This is a genomic window from Burkholderia sp. ZZQ-2, from assembly GCF_050768715.1.
Classification (GTDB): Bacteria; Pseudomonadota; Gammaproteobacteria; order Burkholderiales; family Burkholderiaceae; genus Burkholderia; species Burkholderia cepacia.
This window is the reverse complement of record NZ_LDVA01000300.1, coordinates 27,549-42,335: the sequence shown is the minus strand read 5'-3', so window position 1 is coordinate 42,335 and position 14,787 is coordinate 27,549. Positions and strand designations below refer to the sequence as shown.

Annotated in this window: 13 protein-coding genes; 7 read left to right on the top strand and 6 right to left on the bottom strand. The window is 66.2% G+C overall.

Translation table 11 applies throughout. The features are described from left to right. Both ABY44_RS27240 and ABY44_RS27235 read left to right on the top strand, forming a co-directional pair. Positions 1-682 (top strand): ferritin-like domain-containing protein (locus tag ABY44_RS27240; RefSeq protein WP_431642724.1); only part of this gene is annotated, 682 nt, incomplete at its 5' end. A gap of 613 nt (positions 683-1,295) precedes the next feature. After that, positions 1,296-2,288: a LysR substrate-binding domain-containing protein gene (locus ABY44_RS27235; protein ID WP_027792905.1), complete on the top strand. Its 993-nt coding sequence runs from the start codon at positions 1,296-1,298 to the stop codon at positions 2,286-2,288. A 350-nt stretch (positions 2,289-2,638) separates the two neighbouring features. On the opposite strand, the gene ABY44_RS27230 is transcribed toward ABY44_RS27235, so the two are convergent. Further along, positions 2,639-2,944, bottom strand: a complete 306-nt coding sequence (locus ABY44_RS27230) for a DUF4148 domain-containing protein (protein ID WP_059699639.1) — start codon at positions 2,942-2,944, stop codon at positions 2,639-2,641. A 278-nt stretch (positions 2,945-3,222) separates the two neighbouring features. On the opposite strand from ABY44_RS27230, the gene ABY44_RS27225 reads away from it, so the two are divergent. The 4 genes from ABY44_RS27225 (at position 3,223) to ABY44_RS27210 (ending at position 6,584) form a co-directional block, all read left to right on the top strand. Next, the gene (locus ABY44_RS27225; RefSeq protein WP_060174508.1) at positions 3,223-3,432 is read left to right on the top strand and encodes a hypothetical protein; all 210 of its coding nucleotides are present in this window, start codon (positions 3,223-3,225) and stop codon (positions 3,430-3,432) included. A 321-nt stretch (positions 3,433-3,753) separates the two neighbouring features. Further along, on the top strand, positions 3,754-4,431 hold the full coding sequence (locus ABY44_RS27220) for a response regulator transcription factor (protein ID WP_021160456.1): 678 nt from the start codon (positions 3,754-3,756) through the stop codon (positions 4,429-4,431). A 13-nt stretch (positions 4,432-4,444) separates the two neighbouring features. Continuing rightward, positions 4,445-5,842, top strand: coding sequence for a sensor histidine kinase (locus ABY44_RS27215; protein ID WP_060174507.1), 1,398 nt, complete (start codon positions 4,445-4,447; stop codon positions 5,840-5,842). A 58-nt stretch (positions 5,843-5,900) separates the two neighbouring features. Beyond that, complete coding sequence (locus ABY44_RS27210; protein ID WP_060174506.1) at positions 5,901-6,584, top strand: response regulator transcription factor; 684 nt, start codon at positions 5,901-5,903, stop codon at positions 6,582-6,584. A 60-nt stretch (positions 6,585-6,644) separates the two neighbouring features. Here the strand turns inward: ABY44_RS27210 and ABY44_RS27205 are convergent, their stop codons facing one another. After that, positions 6,645-6,800, bottom strand: coding sequence for a hypothetical protein (locus ABY44_RS27205; RefSeq protein WP_162923038.1), 156 nt, complete (start codon positions 6,798-6,800; stop codon positions 6,645-6,647). A 69-nt stretch (positions 6,801-6,869) separates the two neighbouring features. Then, entirely contained in the window at positions 6,870-7,142 is a 273-nt protein-coding gene (locus ABY44_RS27200) for a DUF4148 domain-containing protein (protein ID WP_060174523.1), read from the bottom strand. A gap of 323 nt (positions 7,143-7,465) precedes the next feature. Here ABY44_RS27200 and ABY44_RS27195 point away from each other — a divergent pair, with 323 nt between their 5' ends. Further along, entirely contained in the window at positions 7,466-8,641 is a 1,176-nt protein-coding gene (locus ABY44_RS27195; RefSeq protein WP_060174505.1) for a porin, read from the top strand. A gap of 83 nt (positions 8,642-8,724) precedes the next feature. On the opposite strand, the gene ABY44_RS27190 is transcribed toward ABY44_RS27195, so the two are convergent. From ABY44_RS27190 to ABY44_RS27180, 3 genes are read right to left on the bottom strand one after another with little or no spacing between them, the layout of a single operon-like run. After that, entirely contained in the window at positions 8,725-10,191 is a 1,467-nt protein-coding gene (locus ABY44_RS27190; RefSeq protein ID WP_060174504.1) for an efflux transporter outer membrane subunit, read from the bottom strand. Beyond that, positions 10,184-11,389, bottom strand: coding sequence for an efflux RND transporter periplasmic adaptor subunit (locus ABY44_RS27185; protein ID WP_059699632.1), 1,206 nt, complete (start codon positions 11,387-11,389; stop codon positions 10,184-10,186). Before ABY44_RS27185 ends, ABY44_RS27190 begins: the two co-directional genes overlap by 8 nt. Further along, complete coding sequence (locus ABY44_RS27180) at positions 11,379-14,633, bottom strand: efflux RND transporter permease subunit (protein ID WP_060174503.1); 3,255 nt, start codon at positions 14,631-14,633, stop codon at positions 11,379-11,381. The genes ABY44_RS27185 and ABY44_RS27180 overlap by 11 nt, the downstream gene beginning before the upstream one ends. Positions 14,634-14,787: the final 154 nt, after the last annotated feature.

The following is a 14,787-nucleotide window of genomic DNA, read 5'->3' as shown; positions in this document are numbered from 1 at the left end:
GCACGACAGCGACTTTTCCGCGTTCATGAGCGTGTGGTTCTTCGAGGAGCAGAAGCATTCGCTCGTGCTGATGGAATACCTGCGCCGCTTCCGGCCGGAGATGGTGCCGACCGAAGAAGAACTGCACGCGGTGCGCTTCGAATTCGACCCGGCGCCGCCGCTCGAGACGCTGATGCTGCACTTCTGCGGCGAGATCCGCCTGAACCACTGGTACCGCTGCGCGGCCGACTGGCATACCGAGCCGGTCATCAAGCAGATCTACGAAACGATTTCGCGCGATGAAGCGCGCCATGGCGGCGCCTACCTGCGCTACATGAAGAAGGCGCTGAACAACTGCGGCGACGTCGCGCGCGCGGCGTTCGCGAAGATCGGCGTGCTGATGGCGTCGGCGCGCCGCACCGAGAAGCCGCTGCACCCGACCAACCTGCACGTGAACCAGGCGCTGTTCCCGCGCGATACCGTGCAGTCGCGCCTGCCCGATCCGGAATGGCTCGAGCGCTGGCTCGACGAACAGATCCGGTTCGACGGCGAGTGGGAAAAGAAGGTCGTCGAGCGGATCCTGCACAACCTGTCGATCCTGTTCGGGCGCACGTTCACGACCGCGCAGGAGCTGAACCGCTATCGCCGCGAAGTGACCGCGCGGGCGAACCGTGTGGCGGATGGCGTGGTGGACGGCGTATAGCGGATGTGCGTCCCGTCCAGCGTGGGCGGAACCGATTCCGGCCGGCAAGATGGCGTAGTGCGCACGATGTCCCGTATCCGGCCGGCGGGATATTCATTTCCGGACATAATGGGTTCATCAATTTCCTGTTATTGCATGATTCAATCGAATTTCATGCGTTTAGTATATTTTCATAAACATGAAATTCAGGATTTAAATGGTATTTCGCGTGTATGTTGGCGTGTGTTTTCTTTCCGTAATGCGGCAAATGAAATGATATGTCGGGTGATTGAAATTGTATTGTAGGCACGAGGCGCGATTCCGGTGTGGCGTCGAGATGTCCGCCGTGACATCGATTTCTGCCCGCAATACCATGTTTTGGTTGGTATTTTTCGGCCATTCCTCGCGTCATTCCACCCGGATAGTCATTTACAAAACCACTACTTAATAATGTTAATGTAAGAATATCGGGCCGACTAAAATCGATAGATAAATACGAGTGTCACGATTGAAAATAAGAATGATCAGCATCCATTCTTCAATATAAAATCGCTTCCGAATCCAAATAGGAGAAACGATTCAGGGGAACGAAAGGCGACTTGCCTGTCGATGGGTGCAACTTTGAGGCGGCGGTATGGCTAATGTGAGATTGGCAAAACGATTGAGAAGTATGCCTTCGCTGGATTTCCTGAGAGGCTTCGAATGCGCGGCGCGTCATTTGAGCTTTACACGCGCCGGGCAGGAACTGAACGTCACGCAATCTGCCGTGAGTCGGCAGGTCAAGGCACTCGAGGAGCAGCTCCGGATCGAGCTCTTTCACCGGCACATTCGATCGCTGACGCTGACCGACAAGGGACGGGAGCTGTACGACGCGATCTCGTTCGCGTTGTCCGACCTCGAATCGGTGATCGGCAAGCTGTCGTCGAGCGTGGGACAGCGCGCGATCTCGTTGTCGACGACCGTATCGTTCGCGGCGCTGTGGCTGATTCCGCGCCTCGGTTCGTTCCGCGCAAGCTACCCCGACATCGACGTGCGCGTATCGGCAACGAGCGAAATTGAGGATCTCAAGCGCAAACGTTTGCATTTGGCCGTGCGATATGCGGGGCCGTATACGTCGACGGACGATACGGACGTGCTGTTTCGCGAGCGCGTCGTGGCGGTCTGCAGCCCGAGCCTGATGGCGACGGCGGGCGACGCGGCGTCGATGAAACCGGAGGATCTTGAAAAGCACGTGCTGCTGCATCTCGACGATCCGCGCTGCGAATGGCCGTGGCACGGGTGGAGCCATCTGCTGAAGGAACTCGGCGTGCCGCGCCTGCGGCCCGCCGGCGCGCTGCATTTCAGCCAGTACGACCAGCTGGTGCAGGCGGCGGTCGACGGGCACGGCATCGCGATCGGGCGGCGGCCGCTGGTCGACGGGCTGCTGAAGCAGGGCCGGCTCGTCGAGTTGTTCGCGCACTGCACGGTCGCATCGGGCAGTTACGTGCTGGTGCAGAACCCGGATGCGTGCAATGAGTTCGACATCGCGGTGCTGACCAACTGGCTGCTCGAACAGGCGCACCATCCGCTCGCGTCGGGCCAGGAAGCGGCCGGCAGCAACGTGCTGCCGATGTATCGCGTCGGATAGGACGGCACGTGGCGTGCCGCCGCGCACGACGCCGGGGTGATTGACGCGCCATGCGGCGACGAGCGGCGGCGTGCCGCCGAACAGCGACACCGACACGTTGAAGCCGATCACGAGCGCGTGCGTGCTTGCCATACGGGGACAACACGCGATCGCGGCGGCCCGTGGTACCCGGTGAAATCGATCGTGCCGATCGTCGTGCGTCCGGCGACGTTCACGATCACGACGTTGCCTTCCGTCGCGATCCGCCCGTCGTTGGAAAAAACGGTCGCGTAGCGTGCACGGCATCGACGAAAAAAACGCGCGGCCGCGAGGCACGCGCGCAAACTCGGAGATCGTTCGCCGGTGGCGAGTCAGTTGCCGTTCGACGCGACGGTGTTGGCTGCGCCCGCGCAATCCTTCTGATACTCGTTCATCAGGCGCGCCTGCGCCGAATCGATATCGTCCGGATAGCTGCTCTCGTCGCCCGACGACGGGTTGTAGCCGACGGATTCCAGCTCGTTCAGCTCGTTGATCAGTTGCCGGTGGGAGACCGGGCCGTGCGTATGCACGAACGGATAGTCGTGGCATTGCGCCGGCGTGAGTGTCGGTGCGGCGTGCGCGGCGAAGCTCATCACGAGCAGCGCGGAACAGGCGAGGTAACGGGCGGGATGTTTCATCTTCGACTCCTGGGAAGCGTTGGGAACCGGCCGTACGGTGGATTGCCAACGTCGACCTCACGACACAGGTTAGGCACCGTGGACTATCGAAACGGCCGCGCGAAGATGAAACTAGTTTTATCCGGATCGACCGCGCGCGGAGGCGATCGTCGTCGTACGCATCGAACCTTAAAGAAACCTTCATGCACGCGCGACCGAACGGTTAGCCGTGCGGGCGTATCGTCGAACCCGTGATCAATCGACGCTGCGCACGGCGCGGCCCGCATCGGGGTAATGCAATGAAAGAGACCGTCAGGATGGCCGCGCTCGTCGCGCTGGTGTGCTCACCGGTGCTGGCGTTCGCGAAGGTGCAGGGAACGGGGCTCGCGATTGCCGACGTGACGCTCGCGCACGAGAAGGTCGAGCGTACGCAGCGTGTGGAGAACGCGGCACATCGTGTCGCTTCGCATCGCGTCGACCAGCCCGGCGCGGAGCCGCACCGAAGCTGATGCGCGATTCTTTACCGATACCTTTCGACGCGATCGGTTGCAACCGTCCGTGCGCGAAGGCGAAGGGCCGTGCGGCATCCTGTCGCAACAACGCGCGCCGGTAGCCCCGGCGGGCGTTGCCGCCGTATATGAAACTTTCTTCATGAAGTCGACGCGCACGATTTACGCGCGCGCGTGTAGTCTCCATCCGAACGCGCTCGCCCTTCGGGTGTCGAAGCGCGTGCGTCCCTTCGCTGAAGACGAGAATCGTAAATGGCATCATCAGTTTCCCCCGGTAACACGCCGGCCCTGCCCGACCGGCCGGCCGAGAGCGGTACGGCCATCGCGCACGTACTGACGATCGAAGACGACGAAATCACCGCGAACGAAATAGTCAGGGAGCTGCAAGGGCGCGGCTTCACGGTCGAATGGGTGGCGAACGGCCGCGACGGCATGGCCCGCGCGCTCGGCAACGAGTTCGACGTGATCACGCTCGACCGCATGCTGCCGGTCGTCGACGGCCTCACGATCCTGACCACGATGCGCAGCGTCGGCGTGCGCACTCCGGTGCTGATGCTGAGCGCGCTCGGCGATGTCGACGAACGCGTGCGCGGCCTGCGCGCGGGCGGCGACGATTACCTGACCAAACCGTTCGATCCCGAGGAAATGGCGGCGCGCCTGGAGGTCCTGCTGCGCCGGAGCCAGACCGCGCCGGCGCCGTTCGCCACGACGCTGACCGTCGGCCCGCTCAGGCTCGACCTGATTTCGCGCAAGGTGTTTCGCGACGGCGACGAAATCGCGCTGCTGCCGACCGAATACCGCGTGCTCGAATACATGATGCGCAATGCCGGCCAGACCATCACGCGCACGATGCTGTTCGAGGCCGTATGGGGCTATCACTTCGATCCCGGCACCAACCTGATCGAAGTGCACATGGGCCGGCTGCGCAAGAAGATCGATCCGCCCGATGCGAAGCAGATGATCCAGACGGTACGCGGCGCGGGCTACATCCTTGGCTGAGTCCGCAACCTTGATGTCCTCGACGGATCACGTCCAGCCGGCGCCGAAGCGTCACTGGTATTCCAGCACGTTCCGGCTCGTGTCGGTCTACGCGGTGACGTTTTCCGTGTCGGTGATGCTGCTGCTCGGCTTCATCGCATCGATCATCACGCACGACATGGAGCGCGAAACCGACGTGGTGATCGACTGGCAGATGATCTACTTCGATTCGCTCCAGGACAACCAGCTTGCCGCGGCCATCCAGCACCGGATCGAGCACGAGCGGATGCACACCAACTACTACGGGCTCTTCACGGCCGACGGCAGGCATGTCGCCGGCGACGTGCTGGCCATGCCCGACGGCATCCGGCCGGATCGCACCGGCGTGACGCTCGACCACACGATGACGATCGCGGGCGACCAGGTGCCGCCGGTCGTCCGCACGATGGCGGAGCGGCGCGCCAACGGCAACGTGCTGGTGCTCGGGCGCGACCTGACGCACATCCTGCGGATTCGTGCGGCGATCATCCAGGCGCTGGTCGGCGGCGGCCTGTTCTGCCTGGGCGCGGGCGTCGTCGGCGGCCTGATTCTCAGCGTGCGGCAGATGCGGCGCCTGAAGGAAGTCCGGCGCATCACGCAGCGCATCGCGCAGGGCGACCTCGGGCAGCGGCTGCCGATCGGCGGGCACGACGAGATCGACCTGCTGTCGCATCTGGTCAATCACATGCTCGAGGAAGTCGAGCGCCTGATGAACGAGGTGAAGGGCGTCTGCGACGGTATCGCGCACGACCTGCGAACGCCGCTCGCGCACGTGCATACGCTGCTTGCGCATGCGGCGGAGCGCGCGGACGGGCTCGACGATGCCGCGCTGGCGACGCTCGTCGCCCGCGCACGCAACGAGACCGACGTGCTGCTCAGCCGGTTTCGCGCGATGCTGCGCATCGCCGAAATCGGGTCGCTGCAGCGGCGCGGCGGGTTCGCCGAACTCGCGCTGGAAGATCTCGTCACGGACGTCGGGCAACTGTTCGAACCGCTCGCCGACAGCCGTGCCATCCATTTCGTCGTGCTCGTTGAACCGGTCGCGCGGATTCACGGCGATCGCGCGCTGCTGTTCGAGGCGCTCACGAACCTGCTCGACAACGCGCTCAAGTACACGACCTCGGGCGACACCGTGCGCCTCGAACTTCACGATACGCCGTCCGGTCCGCGTATCGACGTGGTCGACAACGGCCCGGGCATCGCGGCGAACGAGCGCGAGGCCGTGCTGCAGCATCGTTACCGCAGCCGCCGCACCGGGCACCTCGCCGGGGCCGGGCTCGGCCTGAGCATCGTGTCGACGGTCGTCAACGTGCACGACTTCACGCTGCGCATCGGCAATGCCGAGCCCGGTACGCGCGTGACGATCGAATGCTGGCCGAGGTCGCTCGCATGACGGTTGTCCGCATCCGGCTGCACGTGCGCGCGCATTGCCGCCGCGAAGGGGGCTGACGATGCGCGTGCTGCTCGTGACTTCGCCGCACCCGGAAGCATCGTGGCTGTACAAGGCGCTGCAGGAGAGTGGGCACAGCCTGCAGCGTGCGGACGATCTGCGCGACGGGTTGTTCCTCGCGTCGCAGGAGACGTTCGACGCGATCGTCGCGACCGCGTTCGAGCCGGGCAGCGATGCCGCGCTGATCGCGATGCTGCCGCGTTTCGTCGCCGACGGCGGCGGTGCGGCACTGGTGGTGCTGATCGGCCAGGCGTCGGCGCGCGAGCGCATCCGCGTGCTGCACGCAGGTGCCGATGCGTGTTTCGGTGCGCCGTATTCGTTCATCGAGCTGCACGAGCGCCTGCAGGCGTTGCAGCGGCTGGCCGGGCCGCGCGACACGGAAGGCCCGGTCGCGGCGGTGTCTATGCTGGAGACGCTCGCGCGCGAACTCAAGGACGGCAAGCTGCGCCTCGCCGTGACGCGGCGCGAATGCCTGCTGCTCGAATGCCTGATGCGCCATCCGAACGCGCCGGTGCCGCGCGACCAGTTGATCCGGTATGTGTGGCAGGACAAGGACGATGTCGACCCGTCGAGCGTCAATCTCGTGGTGTCGCGGCTGCGCCGCAAGCTCGCGCGGCATCTGCCCGATGTCCGGATCGATACGGTGAGCCGCTACGGCTACCAGGTGACGCTGCCGGACGCATAGCCGCGCGGCCCCCCCTGTACGAACGGGCGCGTTGCCGATGGCAGCGCGCCCGTCGTGCGTTTACGAGCCGAAGAACGGCACACAGAAATCGGGCGGGCCGACGCAATCGCCGGGGCCGTCGGGTTGCGCGCCGGCGCAGCCGGACAGCATCACGCCGGCCGCGATCGCGACGAGCGCAACACGGGCGGAACGAACGAGCAAGGGACGAAGCTTCATGAATGACGGGTGATGCGAGGGGTGGGCGGCGCGCGCCGGGCAGCACGCCCGGCCGCACGGCGGTGCGCATCAATGCGAATAGAGCGTGGAGTCCAGGTACTTGATCTGCCCGTCCTGTTCGGCGTGCACGAGTTCGGCGTAGACCTGGGCACGCGTTTTCTCGTGGATCGGCTGTCCGTACGGCGGCACCCACTGGCCGGCGGCCTGCGCGCCGGGCACGCCGTCCTTGGTGGCGGCCGGCGTCATCTGCATCGCGTGGGTACTCGTTTGCGCGAACGCGGGAACGGACAGCGCGGCACACGCGGCGAGCAGCGTGGAAGCGACGATCGTGGCGGTTTTCATGTTCGGAATCCTCATGATGATTGACTGGATCATCCCCGGTGCGGCCAGTCGATGCCGCGCATCGGGTTGAGGACAAGCATAGGGGAGGGGGGCTATCGGATCGGCATACGCAACGTGAAAAGAAATTCATGCGCCTATGCGTTCCGCACGGACATGAATGTGGCGTATCGCGAGGATGAAGAAGGTTTCATTTTTCGGGCCGTTTCGATAACGGCGCTGTCACGCCCGCTGCCTAAATTGTGCGCCATCGCATCGCGGACGGAGCGGCCGTTCCACACCGGGCCGGCGATGCGAGAAGACCGATCCACTCTAGCGAAACCATCATGAAGAAACTTCTGGCAATCCCGGCAGCGGTCGCGTGCCTGCTTGCAGGCGCGGCGCATGCACAGAGCAGCGTCACGCTGTACGGCACGATCGACGCGGGCCTGGACTACATCAGCAACCAGAAATCGGCGGCCGGCGCGGGGCCCGCTTACGGCGTGCAGAGCGGCAACGTCAGCACGTCGCGCTGGGGGCTGCGCGGCAACGAGGATCTCGGCGGCGGCCTGGCCGCCGTGTTCACCCTCGAGAACGGCTTCAACGTCGCGAACGGCAAGTTCGGCAACGGCGGCGACGAGTTCGGCCGTCAGGCCTGGGTCGGCCTCGCGAGCCGCCAATGGGGCACGGTGACGCTCGGCCGGCAATACGATTTCCTGGTCGACTTCGTCGCGCCGCTTTCGGCGACGGGCTCGGGATTCGGCGGCAACCTCGCCGATCACCCGTACGACAACGACAACCTCGCCAACGACACGCGGATGAACAACTCGGTGAAGTTCCGCAGTGCAGACTATGGCGGCTTGACGTTCGGCGGCGCGTACGGCTTCAGCAACCAGGGCGGCGGGTTCAGCAACAACAACGCGTACAGCGTCGGCGCGCGGTATGCGAACGGTCCGCTCGACGTGGGCGTGGCGTACCTGCAGTCGAACCAGCCGGGCGGCGTGAATGCGCCGAAGAACACCGGCGGATCGCTGAGCAGCTCGGACGGCGATGCGATGCTCGCGGGTGGACGCTGGCGCTCGTTCGGCGCCGGCGCGCACTATGCGTTTGATCATGCGACGATCGGCTTCGTCTATACGAGAACGATCCTGAACGACCCGCGCGAACTGTCGCAGGGCGGCGCATACGGCACCGTGAACGGCCAGTTGCTGACCTTCAGCAACTACGAACTGAACGGGCGCTACTTCCTGACGCCGGCCTTCTCGCTGGGCGGCTCGTATACGTTCACGCAGGGCCGTTTCGACGATGCGGGCCGCAGCATCGCGCCGAAGTGGAACCAGTTCATGCTGCAGGCCGACTATGCGCTGTCGCGCCGTACCGATCTCTATCTCGAAGGCGTGTATCAGCGCGTGACGGGCGCGGACGGTGTCGCGGTGCTCGGCAACGAGGGGATCTTCAATCTGGCCGCGTCGGGCAACGATCGCCAGGCGGTGGTCGCGGCCGGCATCCGTCACAAGTTCTGACCGGCCGGGCCCGCGAAAAAAAGCACCCGTCGCGATGACGGGTGCATCCAAACGCGACACGCTCCCCACGTGCCGCAACGGGCTCAGGTCGTCGAACGAGCCGGCGTCGCGACCGGCGCTTTCGCGCCGGACGCTGCGTCGTCGGCTGACCACCCTCCGCCCAGTGCCGCGATCAACCCGACCGCCGCCAACTGCCGGCGCGTATTCAGTTCCAGCATCGCCACCTTCGTCTCGAGCTCGGTGGTCTGTGCGGTCACCACGTCGAGATAGCTGACGACGCCGTCCCGATAGCGCGACATCGACAACTGCAACGTGCGTTCGGCCGCGTCGAGCGCTTCCTGTTGGCGATCGGCTTCGTCGCCGAGATGGTGCGTGAGTGCGAGGTTGTCTTCCACCTGCTGGCACGCGTCGAGTACCACCGCGCGATATTTCGCGCCGTTCTCGGCCAGCTGCGCGTGCGCCTGGGCCGTGAGCGCCTGGCGGCGGCCGCCGTCGAACAGCGTGAGCGCGAGGCTGGGCCCGATCGACCAGATCTCGTTCGGCGCCCTGAGCCAATGGCCGAGCCCCGAACTCTGGTAGCCGCCGATCAGCCCGAGCGTGATGTCGGGGAAGAACGCCGCGCGCACCACGCCGATCCGCGCGTTGGCGGCCGCCATGCGGCGTTCGGCGGCCGCGACGTCGGGCCGCCGTTGCAGCAGCGTGGCGGGAATGCCGGCCGGGATCGCCGGCAGATACGCCACGCTCAGGTCCGGCGCGAGCGAGAACGACGAGGCCGGTACGCCGGTGAGCGTCGCGATCGCGTGCTCGTACAGCGCGCGCCGTGCCCGCACGTCCTCGGCCGACGCGCGGGCCGAGTCGAGCTGCGTCTGCGCGCGCGAGACGTCGAGATCGGATGCGATGCCGCCCGCGTGCCGGCTCATCGTGAGTTTCAGCGCACGCTGGTACGTGTCGATCGTGTCGGACAGCAACTGCTGCTGCTGGTCGAGCCCGCGCAGGTTGAAGTACGCGTTCGCGAGGCTGGCCTGCAGGCTCAGCTGCACCGACGCGAGATCGTCGGCGCTGGCCTGCGCGTTCGCGCGCCCGGCCGCGACCTCGTTGCGCACCTTGCCCCACAGGTCGAGGTCGTAGTCGAAGCCTGCGTCGAGCGTGTTCGAGCCGTACACGTTCGGCTGGTTCGCGCCGCGCAGCGGGCGCGTGGCCGATTGCCGGTTGCTCGAGACCTGCGCGCCGAGGCCGATGGTCGGGAACAGCCCCGCGCGCGCCTGATCGAACAGCGCGCCGGCTTCGTCATGGCGGGCCACCGCGGCGGCCACGTCGGGGTTGGCGGCCGCCACCCGCGCTTCGAGCCGGTCGAGCACCGGATCGCGGAACGCCTTCCACCAGCCGTCGCGTGCGATGCGGTCGGCCGGCTGTGCCGGCTGCCAGCCGCCCGCTTCCTTGAATTGGGCAGGCAGCGCGGTCTGCGGCGGATGATAGACGGGCGCGAACGAGCAGGCGGAGAGGAACGCGATACTGGCGAGCATCGCGCAGAGCCGACGCGGGTTAGCCATTCGCACGCTCCGTGTCGCGCACGGCCGCCGCGACGGTGCCGGCCGGCGTCGCGAGCCGGACGCGGTCGCCCGCGGACAGCGAGTCGGGCGGGTTGTCGATCACGCGATCGTCGGGCGCGAGGCCGGTCGCGATCTGCACGTGCGTGCCGAGGTCGGTCGCGATCGTGACGGGCTTGAGCACCGCGCGATCGTCCTTGCCGACCACGGCGACCTGCAGGCCGGCCTGGCGGAAGATCAGCGAGCTGGCCGGAATCGTCAACGCGTGGCTGCTGCCGGCCGGCAGCGCGAAATGCACCTCGGTGTATTCGCCCGGAATCAGCTTGCCGTCGCGGTTGTCGACCATCAGCTGCACGAGCAGCGTGCCGGTCGAATCGGCGATCGAATCGTCGGTGTCGGCGAGCGTCGCATGGAAGGTCTCGTCCGGATGCTCGGGCACGGTCAGCGTCGCGCTCATGCCGGGGCGGATCGCGGCGGCCTCGTTCTGCGGCACGCTCACGTAGACACGCATCCGGTGCACGTCGGACACGGCGAACAGTTCGGGGCCGGCGCCGCCGCCGGCCGAGATCAGCTGGCCGATGTCGGTCTTGCGCGCGGTGACGACGCCGTCGAACGGCGCGACGATGCGCTTGAACGCCTCCAGCGCGTCGAGACGCCGCACGTTGGCCTCGTTGGCCGCGACGATCGCCTGCTTGGCGGCGAGGTCGCTGGTCTTCTCGTCGGTTTCCTGCTGCGACACGGAATCCTGCGCGAGCATCCTGGTCCAGCGCGCGGCCGTGGACGCGGCCAGCTTCTCGTTGGCGAGCGAGCTCTGCAGGTCGGCGCGCGCCTGCTGAAGCTGCTGGTCGAGCTCGGGCGTGTCGATCAGGCCGAGCAGCTGGCCCGACTTCACGTGCGCGCCGATATCGGTGTACCACGCGTGCAGGTAGCCCGACACCTGCGCATGGATCGGCGCGCTTTCGAACGCGGACAGGTGGCCGGGCAGCACGAGCGCGGCGCCGTCGCCGCCGGTCGTCGGCGTGTAGGCGACCACGGTCGGCACCGCCTGTTCGGCGGACCATCGGGTCATTTCCTGTTTCGCGTGCGCGCGGCCTGCGATGCCGGCCGTCACGATGCCGACCGCGACCAGCGCGGCGATCGTGGCGACGAGCTTGAGGTTGGGCAGCCGTTTCGGCGACTTGATTTCGATCTCAGTGGACATGGGAAGCTCCGGACGCGGAAGGGAAGGAAGCGCGGGGTGCGTCGTGTTTCAGCGCATCGCGCCGATGCACGAGGCTGAACACGACGGGAACGAAGAACAGTGTCGCGATCGTCGCGCACGCGAGGCCGCCGATCACGGCGCGGCCGAGTGGCGCGTTCTGCTCGCCGCCGTCGCCGAGGCCGAGCGCCATCGGCGCCATGCCGATGATCATCGCGAGCGCGGTCATCAGCACGGGGCGAAAGCGCGTGAAGCCGGCTTCGAGCGCCGAGGCGAGCGCGTTGCCGGTTTCGGCGAGGCGCTCGCGCGCGAAGCTGACGACGAGGATCGCGTTCGCGGTGGCCACGCCCATGCACAGGATCGCGCCGGTGAGCGCGGGCACCGACATCGGCGTGTGCGTGGTGAACAGCATCCAGACGATGCCGGCCAGCGCCGCCGGGAGCGCGGAGACGATCACGAACGCATCGGCCCACGAGTGGAAGTTCACGACGATGAGCAGGTAGATCAGCACGATGGCGCCCGCGAGCCCGAGCAGCAGGCCGGTGAACGCGCTGTTCATGGTCTGCACCTGGCCGCGCAGCGTGACGGTCGAGCCCTTGGGCAGGTCCTTCGCGGTGGCCTTGACGATGCTGCCGATGTCGGCGGCGACGGCGCCGAGGTCGCGGCCCTGGGTGGTCGCGTAGATGTCGAACAGCGGTTCGATGTTGTAGTGCGACACCACCGCGTTGCCGACGCCGCGCGTGATCGTCGCGAGACCGCCGAGCAGCTGCGACTGGCCGTTCGCGCCGGTGACCGGCAGGTTCTGCAGCGCCGACAGCGTGGTCATCCGGTACTGCGGCGTCTGCGCGACGATCGGATAGGACACGCCGTTACGCGGATTGAGCCAGTAGGTCGGGTCGACCTGGCTGGTGCCCGCGAGCGTCGCGACCACCGAGTTCGTCACGTCCTGCTCGGTGATGCCGAGCTGGTCGGCACGCGTCCGGTCGACCGCCACCGTGAACTGCGGATAGGTGCTGGCCTGCTGGATGCGCGGGTCGGCCACGCCGGCGATCAGGCGCAGCTTGCGGTACAGCTCCCGCGCATAAGCGAGGTTGGCCTGCTGGTTGGGGCCGGCCACCTGCAGGTCGACCGGGGCCGGTGCGCCGAAGTTGAGGATCTGGCTGACGATGTCGGCAGGCAGGAACGAGAACGTGGTGCCCGGATAGGCGCGCGGCAGGCGTTCGCGCAACTCGCGCACGTAGTCGGCGGTCGGCGCGTGGTCGTGCGACAGCGAGATCAGGATGTCGCCGTCCTGCGGTCCGAGCGTGCCGCTGTTGTTGTAGGTCAGGTTGATCCCGCTGTTCGGCAGGCCGATGTTGTCGACCACTTCGCGCAACTGCGCGGGCGGGATCACGCCGCGAATCGTGTTTTCGATACGGTCGAACTCGGCGGCGGTTTCCTCGACACGTGTGCCGACCGGCGCACGCACGTGCAGCGAGATCTCGCCCGAGTCGATCGTCGGGAAGAAGTTGCGGCCGAGCCACGGGACGAGCAGGAACGATGCGGCCACCACACACAGGAACGCGACGACGAACGGCTTGCGGCGCGTGAGCGCGAGGCCCAGCAGGATCCGGTACGACGCGCGCACGGACTCGAAGCGGCGCTCGAATGCACGCTGGAAGCGCACCAGCGGATTGCGCGACGGCGGCGCGTCGTGCGCGCCGGCATGGCCCGCATGCGAATCCATGATCGCCGCGAGCTCGCCCGACGCATGGCCGGCCGACGCGTGCGGCTTGAGCAGGTATTGCGCGAGCATCGGCACGAAGGTGCGCGACAGCACGAACGACGACATCATCGAGAAGATCACCGCCTTCGCCATCGGCACGAACAGGAAGCGCGAGATGCCGTCGAGCATCAGCATCGGCACGAACACGATGCAGATGCACAGCAGCGAGACGAGTGCCGGCATCACGATCTGTTTCGCGCCGTCGACGATCGCGGTGCGCGTGTCCTTGCCCTGTTCGAGGTGCCAGTTCACGTTCTCGATCGTCACCGTCGCGTCGTCGACCAGAATCCCGACCGCGAGCGCGAGGCCGCCGAGCGTCATCACGTTGAGTGTTTCGCCGGTCGCCGCGAGCAGCGCGATCGCCGAGAGCACGGCCAGCGGGATCGACGCGGCGATGATCAGCGTCGAGCGCCACGAGCCGAGGAACAGCAGGATCATCAGCGAGGTCAGCGCGGCGGCGATGATGCCTTCGCGCGCCACGCCGCTGACGGCGCCGTTCACGAAGGTCGACTGGTCGCCCATCGTGACGAGCTTCAGGCCCGGCGGCAGCGTCTGTTCGACCAGCGGCAGCTTCGCCTTCACGCCCGCGATGATGTCGAGCGTCGATGCCGAGCCGTTCTTCAGGATACTCATCAGCACCGCGCGGCGGCCGTCCACGCGCACGATGTTGCCCTGCGGCGGATAGCCGTCACGCACATGCGCGACGTCACGGATATAAATCGTCGTGCCGTCGACCGACTTGATCGGCAGGTCGTTCAACGCGTCGAGCGAGAGCGGGCTGTTGTTGAGCTTGATGTTGTATTCGAAGCGGCCGATCTTCTGCGTGCCGGCCGGGATGATCTGGTTCTGCTGCGCGAGCGCGTGCGCGACGTCCTGCGCCGACAGCCCTTTCGACTGCAGCGCCTGCGGGTCGAGGTCGATCTGCACTTCACGTGACTTGCCGCCGTACGGCGTCGGAATCGCGACACCGGGCACCGACAGCAGCTGCGGTCGAATGAAGTTGACCGCGTAATCCGCCAGCTTTTGTTCGTCGAGCGTGTTGCTGGTCAGCGCGATCTGCAGCACGGGGACGGTCGACGCGTTGTAGTTGAGGATTTGCGGCGGCGTGGTGCCGGGCGGCATCTGTTTGAGCACGGTCTGCGAGATCGACGTGACCTGCGCGGTCGCCGTGCGGATATCGACGGTCGGCTGGAAGAAGATCTTCACGATGCCGTAGCCGCGGAACGATTGTGACTCGATATGCTGGACGTCGTTGACCGTCGTGCCGAGCGTGCGCTCGTAATACGTGATCACGCGTCCGGACATGTCGTCCGGCTGCAGGCCGGCGTAGTTCCAGACGACGCTGATCACCGGAATGCGGATATCCGGGAAGATGTCGATGGGCGTGCGGAGTGCCGCGAGCGGACCCGCGATCAGGATCAGCAGCGCCAGCACGACGAACGTGTAGGGCCGGGTGAGCGCGAGCCGGACAATTTTCAGCATGGGGTGCTGCTCCGTTCAAAAGCGTCGTGAAGAAGAGCCGGATGCGCGCGGCTTCGGGAAAACACCGATACGCAGCCGATGACCGCATTCTGCGGAGCGGCCCCTAACAGCCGGTCGCTAAAAAGATGAAAGAAGTTTTAGGTGGCGGCGGCCG

Bases quoted from the DNA above. Each gene is read 5' to 3' on its own strand.
- ABY44_RS27225 (WP_060174508.1), top strand. From the start codon at position 3,223: ATGAAAGAGACCGTCAGGATGGCCGCGCTCGTCGCGCTGGTGTGCTCA.
- ABY44_RS27230 (WP_059699639.1), bottom strand. From the start codon at position 2,944: ATGAAACATCCCGCCCGTTACCTCGCCTGTTCCGCGCTGCTCGTGATG.
- ABY44_RS27235 (WP_027792905.1), top strand. From the start codon at position 1,296: ATGGCTAATGTGAGATTGGCAAAACGATTGAGAAGTATGCCTTCGCTG.
- ABY44_RS27200 (WP_060174523.1), bottom strand. From the start codon at position 7,142: ATGAAAACCGCCACGATCGTCGCTTCCACGCTGCTCGCCGCGTGTGCC.
- ABY44_RS27195 (WP_060174505.1), top strand. From the start codon at position 7,466: ATGAAGAAACTTCTGGCAATCCCGGCAGCGGTCGCGTGCCTGCTTGCA.
- ABY44_RS27215 (WP_060174507.1), top strand. From the start codon at position 4,445: ATGTCCTCGACGGATCACGTCCAGCCGGCGCCGAAGCGTCACTGGTAT.
- ABY44_RS27205 (WP_162923038.1), bottom strand. From the start codon at position 6,800: ATGAAGCTTCGTCCCTTGCTCGTTCGTTCCGCCCGTGTTGCGCTCGTC.
- ABY44_RS27190 (WP_060174504.1), bottom strand. From the start codon at position 10,191: ATGGCTAACCCGCGTCGGCTCTGCGCGATGCTCGCCAGTATCGCGTTC.
- ABY44_RS27185 (WP_059699632.1), bottom strand. From the start codon at position 11,389: ATGTCCACTGAGATCGAAATCAAGTCGCCGAAACGGCTGCCCAACCTC.
- ABY44_RS27210 (WP_060174506.1), top strand. From the start codon at position 5,901: ATGCGCGTGCTGCTCGTGACTTCGCCGCACCCGGAAGCATCGTGGCTG.
- ABY44_RS27180 (WP_060174503.1), bottom strand. From the start codon at position 14,633: ATGCTGAAAATTGTCCGGCTCGCGCTCACCCGGCCCTACACGTTCGTC.